General features: G+C 72.4%; 25 protein-coding genes. 18 read left to right on the top strand and 7 right to left on the bottom strand.

Annotated features, from left to right (window positions below; all coding sequences use genetic code 11):
• On the bottom strand, positions 1-716 hold a 716-nt coding region (locus tag E1293_RS23100; RefSeq protein ID WP_207939030.1), incomplete at its 3' end, for a nitrogen regulation protein NR(II).
• 174 nt (positions 717-890) lie between these two features.
• Here E1293_RS23100 and E1293_RS23095 point away from each other — a divergent pair.
• The 8 genes from E1293_RS23095 (at position 891) to E1293_RS23060 (ending at position 10,633) form a co-directional block, all read left to right on the top strand.
• Positions 891-1,634, top strand: a complete 744-nt coding sequence (locus tag E1293_RS23095; protein WP_132199543.1) for a TetR/AcrR family transcriptional regulator — start codon at positions 891-893, stop codon at positions 1,632-1,634.
• Positions 1,635-1,732: 98 nt separating this feature from the next.
• Positions 1,733-4,891 (top strand): M14 family metallopeptidase, encoded by a 3,159-nt coding sequence (locus E1293_RS23090; RefSeq protein WP_132199542.1) that lies wholly within the window; start codon positions 1,733-1,735, stop codon positions 4,889-4,891.
• A gap of 420 nt (positions 4,892-5,311) precedes the next feature.
• A complete protein-coding gene (locus tag E1293_RS23085; protein ID WP_132199541.1) occupies positions 5,312-5,887 on the top strand; it encodes a sigma-70 family RNA polymerase sigma factor in 576 nt (191 codons plus the stop codon).
• A 331-nt stretch (positions 5,888-6,218) separates the two neighbouring features.
• A complete protein-coding gene (locus tag E1293_RS23080) occupies positions 6,219-6,593 on the top strand; it encodes an SSI family serine proteinase inhibitor (RefSeq protein ID WP_132199540.1) in 375 nt (124 codons plus the stop codon).
• 113 nt (positions 6,594-6,706) lie between these two features.
• Positions 6,707-7,129: a CBS domain-containing protein gene (locus E1293_RS23075; protein ID WP_132199539.1), complete on the top strand. Its 423-nt coding sequence runs from the start codon at positions 6,707-6,709 to the stop codon at positions 7,127-7,129.
• 72 nt (positions 7,130-7,201) lie between these two features.
• Positions 7,202-7,999: an ANTAR domain-containing response regulator gene (locus E1293_RS23070; RefSeq protein ID WP_243716422.1), complete on the top strand. Its 798-nt coding sequence runs from the start codon at positions 7,202-7,204 to the stop codon at positions 7,997-7,999.
• Positions 8,000-8,111: 112 nt separating this feature from the next.
• A complete protein-coding gene (locus E1293_RS23065) occupies positions 8,112-10,085 on the top strand; it encodes a SpoIIE family protein phosphatase (protein ID WP_132199537.1) in 1,974 nt (657 codons plus the stop codon).
• A gap of 35 nt (positions 10,086-10,120) precedes the next feature.
• Complete coding sequence (locus tag E1293_RS23060; RefSeq protein WP_243716420.1) at positions 10,121-10,633, top strand: DUF6328 family protein; 513 nt, start codon at positions 10,121-10,123, stop codon at positions 10,631-10,633.
• Positions 10,634-10,668: 35 nt separating this feature from the next.
• Here the strand turns inward: E1293_RS23060 and proS are convergent, their stop codons facing one another.
• A complete protein-coding gene (gene proS, locus E1293_RS23055) occupies positions 10,669-12,117 on the bottom strand; it encodes a proline--tRNA ligase (protein WP_243716418.1) in 1,449 nt (482 codons plus the stop codon).
• Between the two features lie 97 nt (positions 12,118-12,214).
• On the opposite strand from proS, the gene E1293_RS23050 reads away from it, so the two are divergent.
• The 3 genes from E1293_RS23050 to E1293_RS23040 all read left to right on the top strand — a co-directional run bounded on the left by E1293_RS23050 (position 12,215) and on the right by E1293_RS23040 (position 15,370).
• Entirely contained in the window at positions 12,215-13,858 is a 1,644-nt protein-coding gene (locus E1293_RS23050) for an ABC-F family ATP-binding cassette domain-containing protein (RefSeq protein WP_132199535.1), read from the top strand.
• Between the two features lie 103 nt (positions 13,859-13,961).
• Positions 13,962-15,077, top strand: a complete 1,116-nt coding sequence (locus E1293_RS23045) for a WD40/YVTN/BNR-like repeat-containing protein (protein ID WP_132199534.1) — start codon at positions 13,962-13,964, stop codon at positions 15,075-15,077.
• On the top strand, positions 15,074-15,370 hold the full coding sequence (locus E1293_RS23040; RefSeq protein ID WP_132199533.1) for a MoaD/ThiS family protein: 297 nt from the start codon (positions 15,074-15,076) through the stop codon (positions 15,368-15,370). The genes E1293_RS23045 and E1293_RS23040 overlap by 4 nt, the downstream gene beginning before the upstream one ends.
• On the opposite strand, the gene E1293_RS23035 is transcribed toward E1293_RS23040, so the two are convergent.
• Entirely contained in the window at positions 15,371-16,150 is a 780-nt protein-coding gene (locus E1293_RS23035; protein WP_132199532.1) for an alpha/beta fold hydrolase, read from the bottom strand.
• A gap of 14 nt (positions 16,151-16,164) precedes the next feature.
• Positions 16,165-17,604: an MFS transporter gene (locus tag E1293_RS23030; protein WP_132199531.1), complete on the bottom strand. Its 1,440-nt coding sequence runs from the start codon at positions 17,602-17,604 to the stop codon at positions 16,165-16,167.
• Positions 17,605-17,671: 67 nt separating this feature from the next.
• Here E1293_RS23030 and E1293_RS23025 point away from each other — a divergent pair, with 67 nt between their 5' ends.
• The 7 genes from E1293_RS23025 to E1293_RS22995 all read left to right on the top strand — a co-directional run bounded on the left by E1293_RS23025 (position 17,672) and on the right by E1293_RS22995 (position 23,284).
• On the top strand, positions 17,672-18,109 hold the full coding sequence (locus E1293_RS23025) for a MarR family winged helix-turn-helix transcriptional regulator (protein WP_132199530.1): 438 nt from the start codon (positions 17,672-17,674) through the stop codon (positions 18,107-18,109).
• 64 nt (positions 18,110-18,173) lie between these two features.
• Positions 18,174-19,145, top strand: a complete 972-nt coding sequence (locus E1293_RS23020; RefSeq protein WP_243716417.1) for an NAD-dependent epimerase/dehydratase family protein — start codon at positions 18,174-18,176, stop codon at positions 19,143-19,145.
• 11 nt (positions 19,146-19,156) lie between these two features.
• On the top strand, positions 19,157-20,323 hold the full coding sequence (locus E1293_RS23015) for a glycosyltransferase family 4 protein (protein ID WP_132199529.1): 1,167 nt from the start codon (positions 19,157-19,159) through the stop codon (positions 20,321-20,323).
• Between the two features lie 3 nt (positions 20,324-20,326).
• The gene (locus E1293_RS23010) at positions 20,327-21,055 is read left to right on the top strand and encodes a hypothetical protein (RefSeq protein ID WP_132199528.1); all 729 of its coding nucleotides are present in this window, start codon (positions 20,327-20,329) and stop codon (positions 21,053-21,055) included.
• Positions 21,052-21,405, top strand: coding sequence for a hypothetical protein (locus E1293_RS23005; protein WP_132199527.1), 354 nt, complete (start codon positions 21,052-21,054; stop codon positions 21,403-21,405). Before E1293_RS23010 ends, E1293_RS23005 begins: the two co-directional genes overlap by 4 nt.
• On the top strand, positions 21,405-22,520 hold the full coding sequence (locus E1293_RS23000; protein WP_132199526.1) for a glycosyltransferase family 4 protein: 1,116 nt from the start codon (positions 21,405-21,407) through the stop codon (positions 22,518-22,520). Before E1293_RS23005 ends, E1293_RS23000 begins: the two co-directional genes overlap by 1 nt.
• Positions 22,517-23,284 carry a hypothetical protein gene (locus E1293_RS22995; RefSeq protein ID WP_132199525.1) on the top strand — a complete coding sequence of 256 codons (768 nt, stop codon included), beginning with the start codon at positions 22,517-22,519 and terminating at the stop codon, positions 23,282-23,284. Before E1293_RS23000 ends, E1293_RS22995 begins: the two co-directional genes overlap by 4 nt.
• On the opposite strand, the gene E1293_RS22990 is transcribed toward E1293_RS22995, so the two are convergent.
• From E1293_RS22990 to E1293_RS22980, 3 genes are all read right to left on the bottom strand, one after another.
• The gene (locus tag E1293_RS22990) at positions 23,271-24,569 is read right to left on the bottom strand and encodes a serine hydrolase domain-containing protein (RefSeq protein WP_243716415.1); all 1,299 of its coding nucleotides are present in this window, start codon (positions 24,567-24,569) and stop codon (positions 23,271-23,273) included. The genes E1293_RS22995 and E1293_RS22990 overlap by 14 nt on opposite strands.
• A gap of 55 nt (positions 24,570-24,624) precedes the next feature.
• On the bottom strand, positions 24,625-25,146 hold the full coding sequence (locus E1293_RS22985; RefSeq protein ID WP_132199524.1) for a YceI family protein: 522 nt from the start codon (positions 25,144-25,146) through the stop codon (positions 24,625-24,627).
• 31 nt (positions 25,147-25,177) lie between these two features.
• A partial coding sequence (locus E1293_RS22980) for a VanW family protein (RefSeq protein WP_207939029.1) occupies positions 25,178-26,090 on the bottom strand: 913 nt, incomplete at its 5' end.

Raw genomic sequence — 26,090 nt, 5'->3', positions numbered from 1 at the left:
GGGGGCGGCCGGGCGGGGGCGGCGGCCCGGGGGGGGGGGACGGCCGTCCGCACGCGGGGGGACGGGGCGGGTTCGGTGTGCGGGACGATGGGCAGCCGGATGGTCAGGCCGAGCGAGACGGCCGGGCAGCCGAGCGCGAGCACCCGCGAGGTGATCTTCTCGGCGGCGGCCGGGTCCAGCCCGGGCAGCAGCGCGGCGAGGCGGTCGGCGAACGGCCCGGCGAAGGGCTCGTCGCCGGACGGGGCGGTGAGCGCGGGTTCGACGCGCAGCAGCCGCGCGGCGGCCGGCCGGCGGACGGCCCCGCCGGACGGGCCGGTGCCGTCGGGCGGGGCGAGCAGCAGGTCGCCGATGGTGATGCCGATCCCGTTGCGGCGGAGCCGGCGCAGGTCGGCGGCGAGCGCGAGGATCCGGATGCCGTGGTCGCCGGGTTCCCCGCCGATCGGGTAGATCCACCAGCCGATCTCGGCCGGCTCGCCGTCGTCGACGCGCGGCAGCGTGCAGGCGCCGCACCAGACGTGCCCGAAGACGCCCGGCTCGAAGGCGCCGCGGTGCTCCCTCGGCAAGCGGAGCAGTGCGGCGGGCGGACGTCCGACCGCCTGGGGCCGCCCGGCCCCGAACAGGTCGGCGGCGGTGTCGTCCCAGTGGCCGATGCGGCCACGTTCGTTCAGCGTGATGGCGGTGATCCTGGCCACCCCCAGCAGGTCCGCGATGACCATGGGGTCCCCCTCCCCGAGCGGACTCGCTCGAAGTGCCCGGCAACGCGCGGTGAGGGCGAAGTTACCTCCTGTGAGAGACATTCGCTGGCGCTCTGCGATAATTGCCCGGGTGAGCGCTCACTCAATGGCCGCCGAACGTGCTAACGTCGCCCCGGAAGGCGAGGTGACGCGGGGTTGGCAGCAGGCACGGAACCCATGCGGGAGCGGATCCTGTCCGCGGCGGTCACGGTGATCCAGGCGCGCGGGATCGTCGCCGCGACGACCAAGGAGATCGCGCGCGGCGCGGGCGTCTCCGAGGGCAGCCTCTACAACCACTTCGCGAACAAGACCGCGCTGTTCGCGGCGGCGCTGGCCGAGGTGACCGGGACGGCGCGCACCGCCATGATGACGCTCCTCGGCTCCGCCGGGCAGAACACGGTGGAGGAGAACCTCGTCCGGCTGGCGACGGAGATGGTCGCCTTCTACGGCGAGCTGCTGCCGATGACAGGGCCCGTGCTCGCCGATCCGGAACTGATCGCCTGGCTGCGGGGAAACGGCCCTGCGAAAGCACAGAAGGAGGCCGCCGCCAAGGCGCGCGCGCGGACCGGAGGTGGCCACGACGCCGGTGCCCTGCCGCCCGGGGCGCCCGGTGGTCCTCCGGCGGGCCCGCCCGGCGGGCCGATGTCCGGTCCGGTGATGGGCCACTCCGCGCTGATCGGGTATCTGGAGGCCGAGCGCGGCAACGGCCGGCTGGCGGACGGCGCGCCGCTGCCGTTCATCGCGGCGGCCCTGCTCGGAGGGTGTCAGCAGCACGCCTTCCTGACCCGGCTGGCGGGCCCGGAGGCGGTGGCGGCCGGCGCCGGGCTGCCGGCCGCGGCGGACGAGTTCGCGGCGCACCTGGTCCGGACGGTCCTGACGGGGCATCTCACCACCCCGTGACCGAATGCGGGCATACGGAACTAATGCCCCATTGACACCTCTTGCCCCCCGGCAGACGATCACGCGATCCCCCGTTGTGATCCCTGCCAGGAGGCGCAATGTCGCGCATACCGTTCCGGCATCGAAGACTCACGAATCGAAGACTCACCTCCGTCCTCGCCGCGGCCGCCCTCGTGGTCGGGACGCTCGCGGCCGCCCCCGCGCAGGCCGCCCCGAAGCCGCCGTCCTCCGGCGCGGCCGTCGACGTCTACGGGGCCGACCTCTCCCCCGACCAGGTGCGGCTGCTCAACGGCTCCGCTCTGGACCGCGAGAACGTCCACTTCTCCAAGACCGCCGCGAAGGACCGCGTCCACGTCGAGGCCGTGCTGAGCGCGACCGAGGCCGCCGCGCTCAACCGACAGGGCCTCGGCCTCACGGTCAAGAAGGTGGACGGCAAGGACGCCCGGCAGCGGTCCCTGGCCGCCGCACCCAAGGTCTTCCGTCCCTACAGCGGCCCGGGGAACATCCACGAGGAGTTGCTCAAGGTCGCGGCCGACCACCCGTCCATCGCGACCGCCGTGGACATAGGTAAGTCGGGGCAGGGACAGCCGATCACCGCGGTCCGGGTGAGCAAGGACGTGCGGCGGCTCGGCCACCACCACAAGCGGCCCGTCGTCGTCTACCAGGCGGCGCAGCACGCCCGCGAGTGGATCACCCCGGAGATGGTCCGCCGGCTGCTGCACTACTACGTCGACGGCTACGGCACCGACGCCGGCCTCACCAAGATCATCGACACCACCGAGCTGTGGTTCGTCCCGGTCGTCAACGTGGACGGCTACGACCTGACCTTCCAGGACGGCTTCCGCCTCTGGCGCAAGAACACCCGCGACAACAACGGCGACGGCCAGATCACCGGCGCGGACGGCGTCGACCTCAACCGCAACTTCCCCTACAAGTGGGGCTACGACAACGAGGGCTCGTCCGACCAGATCACGAGCCAGACCTACCGCGGCCCGGCGCCGGCGTCCGAGCCCGAGACGAAGGCGCAGCTCGACCTCTACAAGAGGACGCGCCCGACCTTCATGGTCAACTACCACTCCGCGGCGCAGCTGCTGCTGCACGGCGTCGGCTGGCAGGCGCTCACCCGCAGCCCGGACGACGTCGTCCACGACGCGCTGGTCGGCGACATCGACCGTCCGGCCGTCCCCGGGTACACGCCCGAGCTGGGCGCCCAGCTCTACACCACCAACGGCGAGACCGACGGCCAGGCCGACAACGAGTACGGCACCCTGACGATCACGCCGGAGATGGCGACCTGCACGACGGCCGCGAACGAGGACCCGGACGACGCGTGGGAGCCGGGCGACTGCGGCAGCGACTTCGAGTTCCCGGACGACGAGGCGCTGATCCAGCGGGAGTTTCAGAAGAACCTGCCGTTCGCGCTGTCGATCGGCGAGTCCGCGCACACGCCGGACCACCCCGTCTCGTCCGTGGGACGCACCACGCCCGACTTCGAGACGGACGCGTTCAGCACCTCCTACGGCTCGTCCCAGGAGGTCGCGGCCGTGATCCGCAGGTCGCTGAAGGCCAAGGAGATGCGCTACCGGATCAACGGCGGCCGGACGCGCGGCGCGCACCCGCGCGAGTGGCGCGGCGGCGAGCGGTTCGGCGACGAGAACGACACCTACTACGCCGAGTACCGCGGCAAGGTCGGACGGCAGCGGCCCGGCGACAGGGTCGAGGTGTGGTTCGCCGGCAGGGACGGCCACAAGCGGGTCGAAAGCAAGCACTTCACCTACACGGTGCGCGATCAGCAGAGGGCCGACGTCCTGGTCATCGCGGACGAGGACTACACCGGCGTCAACCCGGCCTATCCGGCCGGCACGACCAAGCCCCGGTACGCCGCGCAGTACGCCGATCTCGTCAAGTCCGCCAAGCACCGGCCGCTCGTCTGGGACATCGACAAGGACGGCGTCCCGCACGACCTCGGCGTCCTGAAGCACTTCAAGGCCGTCGTCTGGTACCTGGGCGACAACCGCCTGACGCAGGACGCGGCCGACGACCCGGTGAAGACCTTCCTCGGCGACTTCCCCGACTCGCAGGTGGCCGACCGTGAGAAGGAACTGGTGCTGTCCGTCCGCTCGTACCTGAACGAGGGCGGAAAACTGCTGCACACCGGCGAGACGTCCGGCTACTACGGGCCGATCAGCCGGCTCAACGGCGGCGGCATCTACTACGGCCTGAAGGGCCACCCCGAGAAGCCCTGCGTGGTCTCCGGCAACTTCCGCGACGACTGCGAGCTGCTGTCGGACGACTTCTTCCAGTACTACCTGGGCGCCTACGACAGGCAGCAGGTCGGGGCCCCCACCGGGTTCGAAGGGACGAAGCCGCCGTTCGACGGGGTCACGTCCAAGCTCACGGGCACCGCGACGAACCCCGTCAACGAGGCGGGCGGGTTCCAGGTCACCTCGACCGTCCTGCCCAAGGCCGGCTTCCCGCAGTTCACCAGCTGGAAGGCCGGCGACTACACAGGTGCGGCCGCGCCCACCGAACCCGTCGAAGGCCAGTGGTACGTCGCAGGCCCGCACCAGGACGGCGCCTACCGGCGGCTGACGAGGACGGTCGACCTGTCCGCCGTCACCGCCGCGCAGGCACCCACCCTCCAGGCCCAGCTCTCCTACAGCACCGAAACCGGCTTCGACAACGTCATCGTCGAGGCGCACACCACCGGTGCCGAGGACTGGACCACGCTGCCCGACAAGAACGGCCGGACGAGCACGACCGTCCCGGAACAGTGCGAGCAGGGCTACCTCCTCGCCATGCATCCGTTCCTCACGCACTACCTCACGGGAGGCAACCCCTGCGGCAGCACCGGGACGTCCGGTCAGTGGAACGCCTTCACGGGCAACTCCAGCGGCTGGGTTCCCGCCGCGTTCGACCTGTCCGCCTACGCGGGCAAGAAGGTCGAGGTGTCCATCTCCTACGTCAGCGACCCCGCCACCGGCGGAACCGGGCTGTTCGTCGACGACACCAAGCTGACCACGTCCGGCGGCCAGCTCGACGCCGAAGGCTTTGAAACCGGCCTCGGCCCCTGGACGGTCCAGGGCGCCCCTGCCGGCAGCCCGGGCAACGGCACCGAGTTCGTCCGCTCGCAGGCCCTGATCGACTCCGTCTCCTCGGTGGCGACCAGGGACACGGTCCTCCTCGGCTTCGGCCTGGAGCAGACCGACCAGGGCCGAAAGCTGATGACCAGAGCCCTGGACCACCTCCTCGGCTGACCCTCCGGGTCCCTGGGCGGCCACCGCGTGCGGGCCGCCCAGGGACCGCGTCATATACCGTCTGATCAGTACCGCTTTGTCCAACACACCACCGGGTGTGACGGACGACACGCGTACCATGGCAACCATTTGGCCCGTTCCATGCGTCTTACATGACAGGAAGACCCACCGGCGGGTGGGGAGCGCCCGACAGCGCAAGGCCCGCGACGTCCCGGAAACCGGGGTCGCTCTGGCAACGCGCAAGCGCGCACGACCCTCGGCCCACCCTCCAAGCGAGGCCGGAGGCCCCTCCGAACCCGCCGGGAACGGTGGCACGTACCACTTGAACGGGGGGCGGTTCATCCGCCCGGTCCGCGCGTGCCCCCGAACACGCGCCATGCAACCGGTCCTTGACCGGACGACTACCTACGGGGAGCGACGATGACCGCTGTCACCACGCCTGTCGAGAACACGCAGCGCTACGAGCGCGACGTGCTCCCGCTCGCAGACCCGCTGTACGCCAGCGCCATCCGGATGACCCGCAACTCCGCCGACGCCGAGGACCTCGTCCAGGAGACCCTGGCCAAGGCCTACGTGAACTTCCACCAGTTCCAGGAAGGCACGAACCTCAAGGCGTGGCTGCACCGGATCCTCACCAACAACTTCATCAACACCTACCGCAAGAAGCAGCGCGAGCCCCAGCGCGCCGGCTCCGAGGAGCTGGAGGAGTGGCAGATCGCGCAGGCCGAGGCGCACTCGTCCGGCTTCCGCTCCGCCGAGTCCGAGGCCCTCGACCGCATCCCCGACTCCGAGGTCGTCGCCGCCCTGCGCGCCCTCCCGAAGGACTTCCGGGACGCCGTCTACCTCGCCGACGTCGAGGGATACCCCTACAAGGAGATCGCCGAGATGATGGGCACCCCCATCGGCACGGTGATGTCCCGACTCCACCGCGGCCGCAAGCAGCTCCGCGACTCCCTGGCCGACCACCGCCGCGCAAGCCACATCCTGGCGGCGTAGTTTTCTTTGCCTTTCTCTCCTCCTTCGGGCCTGGCGGCCCTCCATCGTCGATAAACGCGATGCGATCGCTGCATCGCTCCGGCTCGCCTAGCGGCTCGCTGCGCGATCAGGTTTCTCGCAAGCTCGAAACCTGCCTTCGGACGCGATCGCGACGGTCTGGGTCGTCACCGGTTGAGGCCAGTGGCTGGACGCCGTTCGTATCTTGACGGGCGCCCTGCCGAACAGCGTGATCCCGCAGTTGCCCCGTGACTGCGGGATCACTTGTTTGTCTGCACGATCTGTCATCGTCCAGATACTGTGAGCGACATCCCTCCGAGATTGGGAGTCGGTCATGCCGAACCTTGTCACCGGTGCCGTCCTGGGTGCGGTGGTCGCGCTGATGGCTGCCGTGCCGAACGACTCGGAGACGTCGCTGCGGCTTTCCGTCACCCATGCGGGTGGCAGCGCGTCCAGCACCAGGGCGGTCACGCTGCGTTGCGGGCCGGACGGGGGTGAGCATCCCCAGGCGGCGCGTGCCTGCCTGGAGTTGAGCGGGTCCGGCGGGAGGTTCGAGCACGCGCCGGACGGGCGGATGTGCACCGACGTCCACAGCCCCGTCGTCGCCCGCGCGGAAGGGCGCCGGCATGGAAAACCTGCGCGTTTCCGAGCCGAGTACGGCAACGACTGCGTCATGCGGGCGCGGACGGGCACCGTCTTCGCGTTCTGAGCCCCGCAGGTCGGCGGCCGATTCGGAGACCGTCCGAATAGGCGCGCCGACCCTGGGTAAAGCGCGCTCACAGGCCACGCGAGCCGCCGGCGATTCGGGAGGATGTGCGCGCGATGCCACCAAGGGTCAGCGACGTGATGACGGGGGCGCCGCAGGCACTGCCGCTGGAGGCGACGCTGTACGAGGCCGCCCGCGTCATGCGGGACGAGGGGATCGGCGACGTGCTGGTCACCTTCGCCGGACGGCTGTGCGGGGTGGTGACCGACCGCGACATCGTGGTGCGCGCCGTGGCGGAGAGCCGTGACACGGCGCTGACGCCCCTCGGCGACGTGTGCACGGCCGAGCTGACCACCGTCCGCCCCGAGGACGACACCGACACCGCGGCGAGGCTGATGTGCGAGCAGGCTGTCCGGCGGCTGCCGGTCGTGGACGGCGACAAGCGGCCCGTCGGCATCGTCACGATCGGCGACCTGGCCGTGGCCAACGGAGAGGTCGGTCCCCTCCCGGAGATCAGCAAGTCCCCGCCCAACAACTAGGACACCCTCATGCATCGTCAGGGCCAGGTGCCGGCGCCGCGGCAGCCCGCGGGCCAGGATAATCTCGGAGAGGTGACGCCCACCGAAACGGTCCTGACGGACCAGCTCGCCTTGGAGATCGCCCGGCTGGGGCTGGTCGGAGAGTCCTCCGATGTGGGCACCCTGCACCGGGTGACCGAGCTGGCGGCGCGGGCCGTGCCCGGCTGCGCCGGCGCGGCGAGCGTGCGCTGGTCCGTTCCCCACGCCGCGGGCCCGCCGCCCGGCACGGCGAGCGACGCCCTGGACATCCCCGCGCAGGCCGGCGGCCCGGAGGCCGGGCAGGACCGGCCCGAGCCGCTCGCGGCGGCGGCCAGCCATCCCGACCTCGCCGAGGTCACCGACCGGCAGCTGTCCCGCGGCAGGGGGCCGATCTTCGACGTGGTGCAGGACCGCCGGCCCCTGGTCTCCGACGACATCCTCGGCGAGACCCGCTGGCCCGAGACCGTGTCGGACATGCTGCGCCGCGGGGTGCGCTGCTTCACCGCGACCCCGCACCTGAACCCGCCGGTCCTCGTCACCCTCACGCTGTACGGGGTGACTCCGAAGGCGCTCGGGCGGGGCCGGCACGCGCTCGCGTCCCTGCTGATCGCGCAGGGCACCGCGGCCGTCTCCAACTCCCAGCAGTACGACGACGCGCACCGAACCGCCGTCCAGCTGCAGGAGGCCGTCGAGGCCCGTGCCGTCGTCGACCAGGCCAAAGGCATTCTCATGCACGCGCTCGGCTGCGACGCCGACGAGGCGTTCGCCGAGATGCGCCGCATCTCGCAGACGCGTCACGTGAAGCTCACCGCGCTCGCCCAGCGTATCGTCGGTCAGCATGGGCTGCCTTAGCCCTGGAAGAGGCGAATAGGCTGCGAGTGGCGGCCCGTAGATCCGTGGTCCTGCCCGGTACCGGGCGGAGCCGCGCTGGTTCCACCGTGTGACGCGGAGAGAGGGAGACCAGATGCGCGATCAGCCTGACCAGCTCGAACCCGAATCCTTGCTGAGGGAGATCTCGGACCTCGAAGGGCGCATCGGGGAGCTGCGCCAGGCCGCCGGCGTGCCCGAGCCCGACCTGCGCGCCACGCTGGACGCGGCCCTGGTGGAGCTGGAGCTGGCGCTGAGCGTGCTGCGCACGATGGGCGGCGAGCAGACCGGCGAGCCGGGCGGGTCGGCCGCCGCCGAGAACGAGCGGCGGGTGCTGCGCACGGTCTTCCAGGACGCCCCGGTGCCGCTGTTCCTGCTCGACCGGACGACGAGCGTCCGCCGCGTCAACCAGCAGGCGGCGCAGCTGCTCGGCACGTCGTCGGGCTATGTGTCGGGCAAGCAGTTCACCGCGTTCTGCGACATGGCGACCCGGGCGGCGCTGCGGTCGCAGCTCGCCGCCGTCGTCCGGACCGGCAAGCGCCGCCGGGTGAACGTCCGGTTCCTCGGCCGCGACCATCCGGTCGACGCGGTGGTGACGCTGGCCCGGGTGTGGATCCGCGGCGAGCCCGACCCGATGGTCGTGGTGGCCGCGGGCCCGACGACCACCCCCGTCGACGACCGGGCGCCCGCGGCGCAGAGTGCGGGGGCCACCAGGGCGCGGACCGGCGACGGCGGGCCGGGCGACGACGAGGCCGTGGCGACGATCGTCCACCGGATGGACGTCCTCGCCACCGCCAGCGAGCTGCTGCTGGACGAGCCGGTCTTCAACGAGACGGTGGCCGTCCGGCGGTGCGCCCGGCTGCTGGCCGCCGAGCTGGCGGACTGGGCGTTCATCGACCTGACCGGCCCGGGCGGGGCCGCGGGCGCGTCCCCGCAGGGCGGCATCCACGCGGCGCGCGCGGCGCCCGAGCTGCGCCGCCAGGTCGTGATGGGGCCGGAGGACGAGCGGTCCGTCGAGGCGGCGCGGATGCTGGAGGAGGTCGACCCCACCGACGACACGCTGCCGTACACCACGTTCGTCACCCGGCAGAGCGCGCTCCGGCCGCACGTCGAGAATCTCGACGTGCTGGGCATGTGCCCGGACGGGCAGCCCGTCTGCGGGAAGATCGGCGCGACGTCGGTGCTGAGCGTCCCGATCGAGGACGGCGACCGGGCGATCGGCACGATCACGCTGGCGGCGAGCGGCGAGTACGGCCCGTTCGACCTGATGGACCTCGGCGTCGTGCAGCGCCTCGGCCGCTACCTGGCCCTGGTGATCCGGGCGGCGCGGCTCTACCGGCGCCGCGCCGAGGTGGCGGACACGCTGCAGGCCGGGCTGCTACCGAAGAACCTGCCGGCCATCCCCGGGGTGAGCGTGGCCGCGCGTTACCTGACGGCCACGCACGGGTCGGACGTGGGCGGCGACTTCTACGACGTGTTCCGCACCGAGAACGGCTGGGGGCTGGTCCTCGGCGACGTGTGCGGCAAGGGGGAGGACGCGGCGGCCGTGACGGCGACGGCCCGGCACTGCGTCCGGCTCGCGTCGCGGTGGAAGGCCCGTCCGGCGGACGTCCTCGGCATCGTGAACGAGGCCCTGCTGGACGAGGACCGCTTCGTCACCGCGGTGATGGCGGGCCTGACGCTGGAGACCGAGCGGATCATCGTGTCGCTCGGCACCGCGGGGCATCCGCCGGCGCTCGTGGTGCGCGCCAACGGCGTGATCAGGTCGGCGTCGCGCGGCGGTGTCCCGCTCGGCCTGTTCGAGGACTTCGAGGCGGGGCTGGACACGATCGACCTCACCGTCGGCGACACCCTGATCCTGCATTCGGACGGCGTCCTGGAGGCGTGCGACATGATGCGGCAGGAGTTCGGGCAGGAGCGCCTGCTGGAGGCCCTCGCCGGGTACGCCGGCAAGCCCCCGGAGGAGATGCTCGCCTCCGTGGAGCGGGCGCTGCTCGACTACTGCGACGGTGACCTGCGCGATGACGTGTCGATGCTCGCGCTGCGTGTGGAGCCGCCCACGCTCGGCTAGGGACTGATGGTCGTTATGCCGGGTAGATGGCATTTATGACCGTCGATCCCGTGGACAAGCCCCGCAACGAGACCGACCACGAACGTCTCGACCGGCAGCTGATGGAGCTTCTCCAGGGGTTCCGGGTCGCGACGACCGGCGTGCAGGTGCTGTTCGCGTTCCTGCTCACCGTCCCGTTCTCCGCCCATTTCGACACGAAGGTCGACGACACCGGCAGGACGCTGTTCTACATCGCGCTGTTCGGTGCGGCGCTCGCGTCGATCTGCTTCATCGCCCCCGTGTTCCAGCACCGGATCCTGTTCCGGCTCGGGCAGAAGGCGCTGCTGATCCGGCGCGCCAACCGGTTCGGCATCGTCGGCGCGGTCGCGCTCGGGGTGTCGATCACCGCGTCCACCACACTGATCGTCCAGGCGCTGTCGGACAAGGCGGCCGCCACGGTCGCGACGGTCGTGGTCGTCGCGCTGCTGTCCGGATGGGTGTGGTTCGTCCAGCCGTACCTGACGAGGCTGAACGCGAACGGCCGCGCGTCCAGGCCCGAAGGCTCGTAACGCGCGGCCGATCCCCGGCTCAGTAGGCGCGCTTTTCAGTAGGCGCGGCCGAAGATGACGCGCTTGCCGTAGGCGGACGGGCGCCCGCACTTCACGCAGGCGCCGGTCTCCTCGGGCGCGTCGATCGGGATGACCCGGGGGGTCGCGGCGGTCTCGGCCTTGATGTCGTCCTCGCAGGCGGTCCCGCCGCAGTGGAACGCGCGGGCCCAGCCGGTCGCGACCTGCGCGGCGAACGCGTCCCAGTCGTCCACCGCGGCGGTGTGGTCATCGCGGAACTTCTCGGCCCTGGCCAGCAGGAACGTCTGGAAGTCGGCGAGCATCCCCGGCATCAGCTCGGGCAGCCTGCCGAGCTCGATCTGCTCCTTGCCCTGCCCTTCCTCGGTCTCCAGGCGGCGGACGACGGTGGCGACGCCGCCCTCGATGTCGCGCTTGCCCAGCTCGACGCGGATCGGGACGCCGCGCATCTCCCACTCGTTGAACTTGAAGCCGGGCGACAGCTGCGGCCGGTTGTCGTCGACGTGCACGCGGACGCCCATCACCTTGATCGCCGCGCCCAGCCGGCGCGCCTCGGCGGCGGCCTGCTCGCCCTGCTCCTTGCGCCCGATCGGGACGATCACGACCTGGTAGGGCGCGATCCGCGGCGGCAGGACGAGCCCCTTGTCGTCCCCGTGCGTCATGATCACGCCGCCGATCATGCGGGTGCTCATCCCCCAGGACGTGGTGTGCGCGAGCGTCAGCTTGCCCGCCTCGTCCTGGTACTGGATCTCGAACGCCTTGGCGAAGTTGGTGCCGAGGTAGTGGGACGTGCCGGCCTGCAGCGCCCGGCCGTCGCGCATCATGCCCTCGATCGTGTACGTGCGGTCGGCGCCGGCGAACCGCTCACCGGGCGTCTTCTCTCCCGGCACGACCGGGATCGCCGCCAGCTCCCGCGCCACGCCCGCGTAGGCGTCCAGCGCCCACATCGTCTCGCGCATCGCGTCGTCCTCGTCGGCGTGCGCGGTGTGGCCCTCCTGCCAGAGGAACTCGGTGGTGCGCAGGAACATCCGGGGCCGCATCTCCCAGCGGACGACGTTCGCCCACTGGTTCAGCAGCAGCGGCAGGTCGCGGTGCGAGTCGATCCACTTGGCCATGTACTCGCCGATGACCGTCTCGGAGGTCGGCCGCACGATCAGCGGCTCCTCCAGCTCCTTGCCGCCCGCGTGCGTCACGACCGCGAGCTCCGGGGAGAAGCCCTCGACGTGCTCCGCCTCGCGCTTGAGGTAGGACTCCGGGATGAGCATCGGGAAGCAGGCGTTGTCGTGCCCCGCGTCCTTGATGCGCCCGTCCAGGTCGGCCTGGAGCAGCTCCCACATGCGGAACCCGTACGGTCGGATGACCATCGTGCCGCGGACCGGGCCACGGTCGACGAGCTGGGACTGCACGACCAGCTCGTTGTACCAGGCGGAGAAATCCTCGCTCTGCGGCGTCACACCTTCTCGACTCACGGCAACCAAGGGTACTGACCATCGGGCCCGGTCCGGGCACTTCTGGACGGGTAATTGGTTTGACGCGTCCGGCGGGCGTTCCCGAGACTCGGGACCCATGGGACACGTCGAGGTGGGCCACATCGGCCATGTGCTGCCCGACGGCCGGATGCTCCTCGACGACGTGTCGTTCCGCGTCGGCGAAGGCGTCACGGCCGCGCTCGTGGGCCCGAACGGCGCCGGGAAGACGACCCTGCTCCGCCTGATCGCCGGCGACCTGGCACCCCAGTCGGGGACCGTCGCGCACAGCGGCGGCATCGGCGTGATGCGCCAGTTCATCGGCAGCATGCGGGACGAGTCGACCGTCCACGACCTGCTCCTGTCGCTGGCCCCGCCCCGGGTCCGGGACGCGGCGGCCGCCGTGGACGCGGCCGAGCTGGCGATGATGGAGCGCGACGACGAGCCGACCCAGCTCCGCTACGCCACGGCCCTCGGGGGCTGGGGCGACGCGGGCGGCTACGAGATCGAGGTGCTCTGGGACGCCTGCTGCGTCGCGGCCCTGGGCGTCCCGTACGACTCGTGCCGCTGGCGCGAGGTCCGCACGCTGTCCGGCGGCGAGCAGAAGCGCCTCGCGCTGGAAGCGCTGCTCCGCGGCCCCGACGAGGTCCTCCTGCTGGACGAGCCCGACAACTATCTGGACGTCCCGGGCAAGCGATGGCTCGAAGAGAAGCTCCGCGAGACGTCCAAGACCGTCCTCCTCGTCTCCCACGACCGGGAGCTCCTCGACCGTTCCGCCGACCGGATCGTCACCGTCGAGGCGGCCCGCGCGTGGATCCACGGCGGCCGTTTCTCCACCTACGCCGCCGCCCGCCGCGACCGCAACGAACGCCTTGAGGAACTGCGCCGCCGCTGGGACGAGGAGCACGCGAAACTCAAGGAGCTCGTCAACACGCTCAAGAACAAGGCGGCCTTCAACGACTCGCTCGCGTCCCGCTACCAGGCCGCTCAGACCCGGCTGCGCAAGTTCGAGGAGGCGGGCCCGCCCGAGGTTCCGCCCCGCGACCAGAGCCTCAAGATGCGCCTGCGCGGCGGCCGTACCGGGAAACGGGCGGTGATCTGCGAGAACCTCGAACTGACCGGGCTCATGAAGCCCTTCGGCACCGAGGTCTGGTACGGCGAGCGCGTCGCGGTCCTCGGCTCGAACGGCTCCGGCAAATCCCATTTCCTGCGGCTCCTGACCGCGATCGCCGAGGCGCTCCCCCGCGGCGCGACCCGGGTGGAGCCCGTCGCCCACACGGGTGTCGCCCGCCTGGGCGCCCGCGTCGTCCCCGGCCTGTTCGCGCAGACCCACGCCCGCCCGGACCTGGCCGCGCGCACCCCGTGCGAGATCGTCATGACCGAGCACGCCCGCCTCCGGGGCGACGCGATGAACGCCCTGGCGCGCTACGAACTGAACGTCTGCGCGGAGCAGCCCTTCGAGACCCTCTCGGGCGGCCAGCAGGCCCGCCTGCAGATCCTCCTCCTGGAACTGGGCGGCGCCACGCTGCTCCTCCTGGACGAGCCCACCGACAACCTCGACCTGGCCAGCGCCGAAGCCCTCCAGGAAGGTCTGGAGTCCTACGAGGGAACCGTCCTGTCGGTGACCCACGACCGCTGGTTCGCCCGCGCCTTCGACCGGCATCTGATCTTCGGCGCCGACGGCTCGGTCTACGAGTCCGCCGAACCCGTCTGGGACGAGGGCCGGGTGGCCCGCCCCCGCTGACCGCCACCGGTCATACCGGTGTCGCGCGACCGATGAATTCTCCCGTCGCGCGCAGTCAGTATCGGTGGCGAAGCCATGCCGGCCGCCAGCGAAGGGAGAAGCCATGACCGGAGTACGGGTCCTCGTCGGTACGCGCAAGGGCGCGTTCGTCCTCACCTCGGACGGCGCGCGCAAGGACTGGGAGGTCAGCGGGCCGCATTTCGGCGGGTGGGAGATCTACCACCTCGCCGGGTCGCCCGCCGACCCGGCGCGGCTGTACGCGTCGCAGTCCACGGGCTGGTTCGGGCAGATGATCCAGCGGTCCGACGACGGCGGCGCCACGTGGCGGCCGGTGGGCAACGAGTTCGCGTACGAGGGCGTGCCCGGCACCCACCAGTGGTACGACGGCACGCCGAAGCCCTGGGAGTTCAAGCGGGTCTGGCATCTGGAGGCGTCGCCGACGGACCCCGACACCGTCCACGCCGGGGTCGAGGACGCCGCACTGTTCCGCTCGTCCGACGGCGGCGCGTCCTGGGCGGAGCTGCCGGGCCTGCGCGAGCACGGCTCGGGGCCGTCCTGGCAGCCGGGCGCCGGCGGGATGTGCCTGCACACGATCGTGCGGGACCCCGCCGACGCCGCGCGGATGTACGTGGCGATCTCCGCGGCGGGCGTGTTCCGCACCGACGACGCCGGCAAGTCGTGGCAGGCGATCAACCGCGGCCTGCGCTCGGAGGGCATCCCCGATCCCGAAGCCGAGGTCGGCCACTGCGTGCACCGGATCACGATGCATCCGGCGCGTCCCGAGGTGCTGTTCATGCAGAAGCACTGGGACGTCATGCGCAGCGACGACGCGGGCCTGACGTGGCACGAGATCAGCGGCGACCTGCCGAGCGACTTCGGGTTCCCGATCGCGGTCCACGCGCACGAGCCGGACACCGTCTACGTCGTCCCGATCAAGAGCGACTCCGAGCACTACCCGCCGGAGGGCCGGCTGCGCGTCTACCGCAGCCGCGGCGGCGGGCACGAGTGGGAGCCGCTCACCGACGGGCTGCCGCAGAGCAACTGCTACGTCAACGTCCTGCGGGACGCGATGGCCGTCGACTCGCTCGACTCGTGCGGCGTCTACTTCGGCACGACCGGCGGCCAGGTGTACGCGTCGGCCGACGCCGGGGACTCGTGGGCGCCGATCGTCCGCGACCTGCCGTCCGTCCTGTCGGTGGAGGTGCAGACGCTGCCATGATCCGCGTCGTGCTGCCCGCGCATCTGCGGGTGCTCGCCGGCGTCCGCGGCGAGGTGGCGCTGGACGTCCCCGAGCCGGTCACGCTCGCCGCCGTGCTGGACGCGCTGGAGGCCCGCCACCCGGTGCTGCGCGGGACGATCCGCGACCGCGCCACCGGGCGGCGCCGCGCGTTCGTCCGCTTCTTCGCCTGCGAGGAGGACCTGTCCCACGACCCGCCCGGCACCCCGCTCCCCGCCCCGGTCACCGCGGGCGACGAGCCCTTCATGGTGGTGGGCGCCATGGCGGGCGGCTGATCAGCGGGTGGCGAAGGCCCAGATCTCGTCGATGAGCGGATCGGGGGTCTCGATCTGCGGCAGGTGGCCCGTGGCGGTGAGGAGGTGGAAGCGGGCGGACGGGATCGCGGCGGCGTAGGCGCGGCCGTAGTCGGGGTCGGCGATGCGGTCGGCCTCTCCCCACAGGACGAGGGCGGGGACGGTGATGTCCGCCAGCCGGGCGCGCAGGCCGGGATCGATCATGGACGGCCGGCCCGCGTAGACGGCCAGGGCGGCACGGTTCGCGGCCATCTCCGCCCGGGCGGCGGGCGGCAGTGCCGCGGGGTCGACCGCGAAGCGTTCCGGGTCGTGGTAGCTGAGCGCGGTGACCTGCGGGAAGGTCAGGTTGAAGAAGTCGGCGACGGGATGGCCCGGGACGTCGATGCCGACCGCGTCGACGAGGACGGTGCCGCTGACACGCGGTGATCCGAGCAGGGCGAGCTCGGCGGCGATCCATCCGCCGATGGAGTTGCCGACGACGGTCACGTCCCGCAGGTCGAGTTCGTCGAGCAGCTCCGCGTAGACGGCGGCGAGCTGCCGGATGGTGCGCAGCGGTTCGGGCCGGGGCGTGCCGCCGAACCCGGGGTGGGCCGGGACGAGCACCCGCGCGTCGCGGGACTCGGCGAGCAGGTCGGCGAAGCCGGTGACCGACCGGGGGCCGGCGCCGCCGTGCAGCAGCAGGAACGGGCGTCCGGAGCCGTGCTCGGTGACGCTGATCTCGACCGGCCCGGACTGGGCGGTGCGGAGGGTATGGGTGGTCATGGCGCTGGTCCTTTTCATGAGGTCTTGCGGGTGAACAGGGCGGCCGCCGCGATGCCGGTGAGGATGAAGACGGCGGTCAGGACGGCGGCGCAGGTGTGCAGCGCGGCGGTGTAGTCGCCGCCGCCCCGCAGGCGGGCGGCGAGGATCGCGCCGAGGACGGCGGGGCCGAGCGCGGCGCCGAGCTGGCGCATCGCGTTGTTCGCCGCGCCGGCCATGCCCGCCAGCGGCCCCGGCGCCGACTGCACGGCCACCGCGGTGGCGGTCGCCATCACCAGGCCGGCGCCCGCACCGGTGATCGCCAGCCGCCAGCCGAACCCGCCGAGGCCGGTCGAGCCGGTGACGGTCAGCAGGGTGGCGGCGCCGGCCGCGGCGAGGGCGAGGCCGCCGACGAGCGTGGCCCGTGCGCCGATCCGGGTGGCGAGGGGGCCCGCGGCGAGGCTGGCGACGGCGTTGCCGGCGAACAGGCAGCCGAGCCGCACCGCGATGCCGAGATCATCGACGTGCTGGTGGGTGAAGAACAGGCTGAGCATGAAGAGGCAGCCGCCGATCGCCAGCAGGACGGCCATAGCCGCCAGCCCGGCGGTGGTGAACCCGCCGGAGGCGAACAGCTCCAGCCGCAGGAGCGGCGAGGCCGAGCGGCGCTCGACGAGGACGAAGGCGGCGAACGCGGCGGCGGCCAGCGCGAGCGCGCCGAGGGTGAGCGGTGCGGCCCAGCCGGTGGCACCGCCGCTGATGACGCCGACGGTCAGCGCCGCGATGCCGGCCGCCCCGGTCGTCTGGCCGGCGGCGTCCAGCCGGCGTCCGGCCGGTGCCGAGGACTCGGCGGCCCGGCGGGCGCCGAAGGCGGCGACCATGAGCGCGGCGGCGGCCACCGGCGCGAACAGCCAGTGCCAGCCGGCGCGGCCCGTCACGGCGGCGGCCAGGAACGGCCCGCCGCCCAGTCCGGCGACGACCGAGGCCGCCCACCAGGAGATCGCCCGGTTGCGGGCGGCCGGGCCGGGTGCGGCGGCGGCGATCATCCCCAGCGTGGCGGACATGACCGCCCCGCCGCCGATGCCGGCGATCGCCTGCCCCGCCCACAGCAGGTGGACCGCCGGGGCGTCCGGCAGCAGGCCGGCGGCGAACCCGGTGGCGGCGCCGAGCGCGGTCAGCAGCAGGCCGCCGAGCGTGATCCGCCGGCGGCCGAACAGGTCGGACAGGACGCCGCCGGACAGCACCGTCGCTCCCAGCGCGACCGCGAAGGCGTCCGAGACCCATTGCAGCTGCCAGGTGGCGGCGCCGGTGGCCGCGGCGATGGTGCCGAGGGCCCCGTTCGCGGCGGAGAACGGCAGGTAGGAGACCAGCATCGCGGCGCAGGCGAACGCGATCGTCGGTGCGGGCGAGCGGCTGCGCGCGGCGCCGGTGGAGGGCGGGGCGGCATCCGCCGGGCGTTTCGGAGCGACGGGAGGTTGCATATCAGGAACCTTAGATCAGGAGATTGATATAAGCAACCTTAGACAAGGAACCTGATAACTTGGCCGCATGACTTCCCCGCCCGAGGACACCGACGTCGCCGACCCGTCGCTCCAGGACGTCGGGCTGGCCGTCAAGCGGCTCCAATGGCGGCACCACCGCACCGCCAACGAGCGCCTGGCCGAGCTCGGCGTCTCGCTCGTGCAGTGGGACGTGCTGCGTCACCTCGGGCGGCACCCGGACGCGTCGCTGCACGCTCTCGCCGAACTCACCTTCCAGACCGACCAGTCGATGGGCTCGCTCGCGGCGCGCATGGTCGAGCGCGGCCTCATCGAGCGCGTGCCCGGCCCGGGCCGGGCCATCCGGCACCGCCTCACCGGCCGCGGAGAGGAGGCCCGGCGGGCCGGCGCGGAGATCTTCGACGGCGTCCTGTCCGAGACACTCGGCGGGCTCTCCCCCGCCGAACTCGCCGACCTGCACCGGCTGCTCCTGCACGCCTTGGCCTGACGTCCCGGGCGGACAGGGACGCCGGACCTGTCCCGGTTCGGGGCGAGACGGATAAAGTGCCTGCGTGCGGGTGGTCATTACTGGTGCGGCGGGGTTCATCGGGAGCCATGTCGCCGACGCGCTCTCGGGTGCGGGGCATGAGGTGCTGGCGGTCGACGCGCCGGGGCGGTCGCTCGCCCCGGACGTCGCGTGGCGGACGTGGGCGGAGGTCTCGGCCGGGCCGGGCGTGTCCGTCGCCGAGGTCGATCTCGCCGTGGACGACCTGGACGCCGTCGCGGCGGCCGACGTCGTCCTGCATCTGGCGGGACGTCCAGGGGTGCGCGACTCGTGGGGCGCCGGGCGGGCGATCGCCGAGCGGGACAACGTGCGGGCCACGCGGCGGCTGCTCGCGGCCTGCCTGGGGCGGCCCGCCGGGCGGCGGCCGAAGGTCGTGGTGGCGTCCAGTTCGTCGGTGTACGGGTCGGCGGGGCGGCGGCCGAACCGGGAGGACGATCCGCTGAACCCGGCCAGCCCGTACGCGGTCAGCAAGGCCGAGGTGGAGCGGCTCGCGGGCCAGGCTGCGGGGTGCGGGCTGCGGACGGTCCTGCTCAGGTACTTCTCCGTGTACGGGCCGCGGCAGCGGCCCGACATGGCGTTCCACCGGTTCATCGAGGCGGCGCTGGACGGGCGTCCGCTGCCGGTGTTCGGGGACGGGCGAAGCTCGCGGAGCTTCACGCATGTGCGGGACGTCGTCGCGGCCACGCTGGCGGCGGCGGCCGCGGAGCTGCCGCCGGGCATCGTCGTCAACGTCGGGCATCGCGACCATGTCGCCGTCCAGGACGCGATCGCGATGCTCACCGAGGCGCTGGGCGTCCCGGCGGAGATCCGGCGTGAGGCGCCCGTGGCCGGGGACGCGTCCCGGACCTGGGCCGGCACGGGGCGCGCCCGCGACCTGCTGGGCTGGACGGCCACGACGGATCTCGCGGAAGGGCTCGCGGACCAGATCGCCTGGCATCGCGCCCGCCGCGCCGTCCCGGAGGGGGCCGGCGTCGGATGAGCCACGGTCGCATGAAGCACAGGGCGGCCTATGTCGCGTTCGACCGGTTCCCGTCCAGCAAGGGGTCGGGCGTGCACATCGCGCAGATGGCCGACGAGCTGTTCGCCCGGTTCGGGGGCGGGCTGCTCGCCGTGATCGGCGGCGGCGACCTGCCCCGGTACCAGCGGGAGGGGACGCGGGAGATCGCGCGCTTCGACGCGCGGATCCCCAACCTCATCGACCGGGCCGAGGCGTTCTCCGGGTGGGTCGCCGACCACCTGGCGGAGCACTGGGAGACGCTGGAGGTCTGCCACGTCCGGGACCCGTGGAGCGCGCTGCCGGCGGTCGCGGACGGGCGGCGCCACAAGGTCGTGTACGAGGTCAACGGGCTGCCGTCCATCGAGATGAGCCACACCTGGCCGTGGGCGGCGCCGAGCACGCTCGGCAAGATCCGCGAGCTGGAGCGGTTCTGCCTGGAGCGCAGCGACGCGATCGTGGTGCCGTCGCGGGTGATCGGCGAGGCCGTCCGGGACCGGGGCGTGCCCGGGGACAGGATCCACCTCGTCCCGAACGGCGCCGAGGTGCCCGGCGAAACCGGGCGGCCCGCGGACGCGCCCAAGCGGTATGTCATCTATGTCGGCGCCTTGCAGCCGTGGCAGGGCCTGGACGTGCTGATGCGCGCGTTCGCCCGGCTCGCCGACCTCGGCGACCTGCGGCTGGTGGTCTGCGCGTCCGTCCCGGAACGGCGGGCGAAGCCGCTGCGGCGGCTGGCCGAGCGGATCGGCGTCGCCGAGCGGATCGACTGGCGGTTCACGCTGCCGCACCACGAGGTGGCCGCCTGGCTCGCGCACGCCGAGGTCTCGGTGGCGCCGCTGACCGGCTGCGCCCGCAACCTCGACCAGGGCTGCGCGCCGCTGAAGGTGATCGAGTCGATGGCGGCCGGCGTGCCGGTCGTCGCGTCGGATCTGCCGGCCGTCCGCGAGCTGATGGCGGACGGGGAGCACGGGCGGCTCGTCCCGGCCGACCGTCCCGCCGAGCTGGCGAGGACCGTCCGGATCCTGCTGGAGTACCCGGCGGAGGCCACCGCGATGGGGCGCAACGGCCGGGCGCACATCGAGGAGGGCCTGACCTGGGCGCGGTCGCGTGCCCGGCTGGCCGACGTCTACCGCACGATCACACCGGCTCCGACAGGTGGTTGAGTCATGTTCTGGCGCAAGCAGAAGGCCGCCATCGAGCGGTTCCATCCGCTGCACAAGGCGCTGACGCTGGAGAAGGGCATCTCGGTCTCGCTGCGGCGGGACGACTGGGAGCCGGTGATCCAGAGCCTCGCGCGGCACCAGGCGGAGATCAGGCGGCGCAAGTGGCGGCTGCACCAGCGGGTCCCGGCCGTCCTCGTGCCGCTGCTGCGGGTACTGGCCGCCGACATGCCGCCGGACGGGGTGCTCTCCGTCTCGGCGGACATGCGCGGCCCGAACGTCCCCGGGAAGGCGGGGCCGCCCAGCGATCTCCCGGTCCAGCGGCCGCTCATCTGGATGAAGCAGTGGTACGCGTTCGACCCGTGGCTGCGGATCCGGGCGGAGCTGCGGGACGGCAGCGTCCTCGAACTGGACGTCACCGACCGGGTCCGCTTCCGCAAGCGCAAGAAGCGCAACCCGCGGGGCAAGGTCAAGGTGAAGACGAAGACGAAGACCACGCAGCTGGTGCGGGTCACCCGGCGGCTGGCCAAGGGCGCGGTCGTCCGGCAGCCCGCGTCGCCGCCGCCGCGCGGGGTCAGGGTCCAGGTCAAGCAGGGGAAGCACATGGCGATCCGGGTGAACGGGAAGCTGTACGGCGTGCAGGAGGGCAAGGCCATGCTCGCCCGGATCCTGGACGTGTCGACGGAGCCGTTCCGGTGGACGCCGCCCGGCACGCCCGCGAGGAGGACCAAGTGACCCGCTGCACCGTGACGACCGGATTCTTCGTGCTCGGACGCTGCGGGCAGGCGGCGGTGGCGTCCTGCCCGCACTGCGCGCGGCCCGTCTGCGCCGCGCACGCGGCGCCCGGCGGGCTGTGCCCCGAATGCGCGGCGGCGCGCGGGTACGGGACGCAGGACCCGCACGACCCCGCGTGGACGCGCGGCTACCGGCGCGAGTACTACCAGCGGAGCGCGCGGACCTACCACGACTCCTCCTGGTACTCCTCGTTCGACGAGTACGACCGCGGCGCGTTCAACCCGGGCGACGACCACTCCTACGGCGGCGGCTGGGGGCCTGACGACGACACCGGCTTCGTGGACAGCTGATGCCGCGGGTCCTGTGGATCACCGAGCACTATCCGCCGAGCCAGGGCGGCATGGCGCAGTCGTGCGACCGGATCGTGCGGGGGCTGCGCGCCGCCGGGGCCGAGGTCGACGTCGCGCACCTGACCCGGCGGTCGCGTCCGTGGGGGGTGCGCCGCGAGCACGGCGGGCGGCTGCTGACCGCCCCGCTCGGCGACGACGCCGAGCACGCCCTGCGCCGCCTGTGGACGACCATCACCGCCGAGAGCCTCACCGGCTACACCCATGTGATCGCGTTCGGCGGGGTGCATGCGATGCTCGCCGCGCCCGTCCTGTCGGCACTGCTGGACGCGCCGCTGGTCACGCTGCTGCGCGGCAACGACATCGACGTCGGCGCCTTCTCGATGCGGCGGCGGGGCGTGCTGGCGGACGCGCTGCGCGCCTCGTCCCGGGTGTGCGTCGTCGCCCGGTCGCACGCGCCACTGGTGTCCGCGCTGGCCCCGGACGCGGCGGTCGCGTTCGTCGCCAACGGGATCGACACTGGGCAGTGGCGCGTCCTGCCGTCGGAGCGGGAGCGGGGCCGGGCGTGGCGGGCGGAGAACGTCGAGCCGGGCCGCCGGACGATCGGGCTCATCGGCCAGCTCAAGGTGAAGAAGGGCGTCGGCTTCCTCCTGGACGCCCTGGCGGCGTCGAAGCGGACCGGCGCGTTCCACCTGGTCCTGGTGGGCGAGGTCGAGGATTCCGTGCAGGAGTGGCTGGCCGGGCACGACGTCCCGCATTCGGTGCTGCCGTTCCTGGAGCGCTACGAGCTTCCGGCCGTCTACGCGAGCTGCGACCTGGTCGCCCTTCCCTCGTTCTACGACGGGATGCCGAACGTGGCGCTGGAGGCGGCGGCGCTCGGTGTGCCGCTGCTCGCCTCGGACGGCGGCGGCCTCGCGGACCTGGCCGACGACGAGATCGGGTTCACCTTCCCCGCCGGCGACGCGCACGCCTGCCGCGCGGCGGTCGACCGGGCGGCGCGGGCGGGCGGCGAGGAGCTGGCGAAGCTGGGCGCGGCGGGCGCGGAACGGGTCCGCCGCGACTTCACCCCGGCCGCGGAGACCGCCGGCTACCTGGCCGTCCTCGACGAGGCCCGGTGATCGTCTGCTACGCGGCCGGGGACGGGCTGGGGCATCTGACGCGGCTCCGGGCCGTCCTGCACACGCTGCGCCTTGAGGGGCCGGTCACCGTCGTGACGGGCTCGCCGTTCGCGGACGATCCGCGCGTGACGGGCGGCTGGCATGTCGTGGAGACGGCCGACCTCGCGGCGCTGCGGCCGGACGAGCTGATCGTGGACGCGTTCCCTGCCGGTCTGAAGGGCGAACTGGCGCGCATGCCCGGCGTCAGGACGACGCACCTGGCCCGCCTGCTGCGCTGGGACGCCTACAGGCCCCTGCTTCCGTCCGACCCGCCGCGCTTCGACCGCACGTTCGTCCTAGAGGAACTCGACGAGGCGCACCACGCCTACCTGCAAACGGTCTCGGACGAGGTCCTCCCGCTGGCACTCACCGATCCCCCAGCGGAGCCGGTCGACGTGCACGGCTGGCTCATCGTCCACAGTGGCCCCGCCCCAGAGACGCTCGAACTCGTCGCCTATGCGCGGGACATGGCGTCCGCCGAACGGATCCGCCCGCCAATGACCCTGGTGTCGCCCCAGAGGCCGGACGGTCTCCCCCCAGGCATCGCGCACCTGGACGTCTACCCCGCCTACAGGCCAGGTCCGAACGTCGACCGGATCGTCACGGCGGCCGGGTTCAACGCGGTCCGCCAGTACGCGCCCTGGCGGGAACGGCACCGCATGATGCCGTTCCCGCGAAGCCTCGACGACCAGTACAGGCGCGCGGCCCGCGCTAGAAGTACGTAGAGGTCAGATCGCCGGTCGGCCAGGTCTTCACCGCGTTCGCGGCCTTGTGCAGGGCCGAGTCGAGGGCGCCGTCGCTCGGTGCGTCGCCCTCCTGGCGCTGGTCGAACAGGGCCGCCCACGTCAGGCCGTCATAGCGGCGGACCATCAGCGTGAACGTCCCGGGCAGCCCTCCGGTGTGCCAGGTGTTGAGGCCGCCCGTGACGGGGCGCACGTCCCATCCGCAGCCGTAGTACCAGCCGTCGTCGTTGATGCCGGTCTCCGGCTTGGCGAACGCCTGCTTGATGGACGCCGAGCTGAGTACCGACGTCCCGCCGTCATAGATGCCCGCGAACCGGGTCAGGTCCATGGCGGTGGCCAGCCAGCCGCCGTGCGAGTCCATGTTCTCCAGGTTGAAGCCACCGTACGGGTAGGGCACCGTCTTGCCGCTGTTGTCGAAGACGGTCGCCCCGCTGTAGGTGGAGTAGTACGGAACCTCACCGGTCGTCTTCGTCAGCGACCTGCCCTGGCGCATCCGCGTGATGCCGCGCGGCCCGAGCACGACCTGCTGGACGTAGTCCTCGTACTTCTTCCCCGTGACCTTCTCGATGATCCGGCCGAGCAACTGGAACCCGTAGTTGGAGTACGCGTACTGCGTGCCGGGCGCGTGGTCGAGCTTCTGCGCCGACACGTACTTCATGATGTTCGCCTGGCTCACCGGCAGCGAGACGCCGAGCGTCTGCGCGATCTTCGCGTCGAGGCGGTACATCGGGTCGGGGGTGATGTCGCGGTCCCAGCCGCCAAGGTGCTGCAGCAGCCGCAGCACCGTGACGTCCTTCAGCCGGGGGTCGGCCGTCGTGGAGAGCCCGAGCAGCGTCGCCGCCCGGTCGGTGAGCTTGAGCTTCCCGTCCTGGACGAGCCGGAGCACCGCGGTCGCCGTCACCGGCTTGGTGAGGCTGGCGATGCGGAACAGCGACGTCGGCTGCGTCGTGAGCCCGCTGTCGTCGCTGTAGGTGTAGCCGCGCGACAGGACGAGCTTGCCCTTGCGCACGACGGCGAGCTGCCCGCAGGTGACATTGCGTTCCTGCATGAAGCTCTTGAGCGTCGAGTCGAAGCTGCCGAGCCCCGCGAGCGCCTTGCCCGACACCCGCCAGGAACGGGCCGCCGCCACCGCCTGCGCGGACTTGGACGGACCGGACGAGCACCCCGCGAGCAGCGCCGGCGCCGCCGTCAGCCCGGCCGTCAGCCCCGCCGCCTTGCCGAAGTCTCGCCTGCTGAGCGCGACCATCCTGTCCTCCCCGAAGATCAACTGTCCGGAATATACCGATCACGCACCCTAGTGCATGTTGATCTTCAGGGGGGCGTCACGCGGGGAGACGGAGGTCGAACTCGATCTCGACCTCGTCGGCGAGGCGGAGCGCGCCGAAGAAGGCGGAGTACGGCTTGATGCCCCAGCGGCTCTGCTCGATCGTGACGCCGCCGTGCACCCGGTCGCCGTCCAGTGCGGCCCGGACCCGCACCGGCTTCACCCGTCCCATGATCGTCAGGTCGCCCTCGACGGTGTCCTCGCCGACCCCCGTCGAGACGAACCGGATCCGCGGATACCGCCGGACGTCCAGGACCTTCCGCAGGTTCTTCCCGATCTCCGCGCGGTCCTGGTCGGTGAGCGGCTTCACGCCGCCGGCGCCCTCCCGTACCTCCAGCGCGTCCACCTCGACGGTCACCTCGACCGACGACGCGTCCAGGGGCTCGCGGGCCTCGACCGCCGCCGACCACCGGGTGGCCTCGATGGTCAGGTCGTGCCCGGCCCGCCGCCCGAGCCCGCTCCGCCCGGTCCGCAGGACCAACCGCCCGTCGTCCGGCGCCAGCTCAAAAGTTCCCTCCATCCCCCCACACTCCCACGCCCGCCTTCGTGGGTTAGTGGCAGGTCACCTTGGGCTGGGGGCGGTACTCGGTGTGGAACTTCTCGCGGCGGACCTTGCGGCCGTCGGCCAGCAGGGTGCGCCAGACGTCGATCTTGAAGCCCCGGCGGCCCGCCATGGGGACGCACTTGCGGCCCCGTCCGGCACCCGTCTCGTACGGCCTGAACCCGTACCGCTTGGACGTCCGCGACCGCACCTCGTATTTGCGGTCGCCCCAGAGGTTCACCGTCAGCGACGACCCGCTGTAGGTGACCTGGATGCGCACAGGGCTCTCGGTGTCGTTCTTCCAAGTGAAGTCGAGCGCGGGATAGGAGACCGCGGCTTCGCGCCCTTCCGGGTACTCCGGCATCCACATGGTGTGCGCGCGCGCCTTCCGGATGCCGAGCCCGGCCCGGAACACGGCGTTGTACAGCGTCGTGGACACCTGGCAGATGCCGCCGCCCACATCGTTCACCAGGCGCGCCCCCATGATGGCGGGTGCGGGGACGTAGCCGCGGCTCCTGGTGCGCGGCCCGATGACGTCGTTGAAGGAGAACGTCGTCCCGGGCTCGACGATGTGCCCGTCCAGGATCCGGGCGGCGAGTTCGATGTTGCGGACGCGCGGCTCACCCGGCGTGAACTCCGTGGTGTAGTTGCTCATCGGCTTCGCCGCGGGCGCGGCGTCCGGCGCGGCGCGCTCGGGGACGGCCAGCGCCGCCGACGCCCGCGGGTCCCGGGGGAACTCCAGGTAGGCGCCCAGCAGCAGGCCCGTCGTCGCGAGCGCCCCCGCCACGATCGGCCACCACTGCCGGACGCAGTCCCGCAGCGGCGGCTGGCGTTCGCGGCCCCGCTTCTTACGGCGGCGCTCCGGATGGCAGCGCTCGTTCCGGCCAAGCCGGGTCCGCCCCACAGCCCACTCCCCCCGAGGA

The organism is Actinomadura darangshiensis, assembly GCF_004349235.1.
GTDB classification, from domain to species: domain Bacteria; phylum Actinomycetota; class Actinomycetes; order Streptosporangiales; family Streptosporangiaceae; genus Spirillospora; species Spirillospora darangshiensis.
Note: the sequence above shows the minus strand (reverse complement) of the source record. Positions and strands in the feature narration are given on the sequence as shown.